At 65.4% G+C, this 286-nt stretch carries 1 protein-coding gene; it reads right to left on the reverse strand.

Annotated features, from left to right (window positions below):
* Nucleotides 1-286 (reverse strand): insulinase family protein (locus BM70_RS33855; protein ID WP_043274453.1); only part of this gene is annotated, 286 nt, incomplete at both ends.

The following is a 286-nucleotide window of genomic DNA, read 5'->3' on the forward strand; positions in this document are numbered from 1 at the left end:
CGCGGGTCAGGTCGCCGACCACTGCAATCACCGCGTTGCCCGCTGCGTAGGCCTTGGCGTGGAACGCCTGCAACTGCGCCAGCGTAATCTTCGGGACGCTCTCCGGTGTGCCTTCGCTCGGGTGCGCGTAAGGGTGGTCGCCGTACAGGCGCTTGAACAGCTCAAGGCTCGCCAGCTTGGCGGGGTTCTGCTTCTGGTACTCGAAGCCGGCGAGGATCTGGTTCTTGATCCGCGCCAGGGAGTCGGCCGGGAAGGTCGGCTTGCCAATCACATCGCCAAACAGCGC

The organism is Pseudomonas sp. CHM02, assembly GCF_000612585.1.
In the GTDB taxonomy this organism is placed as follows: domain Bacteria; phylum Pseudomonadota; class Gammaproteobacteria; order Pseudomonadales; family Pseudomonadaceae; genus Aquipseudomonas.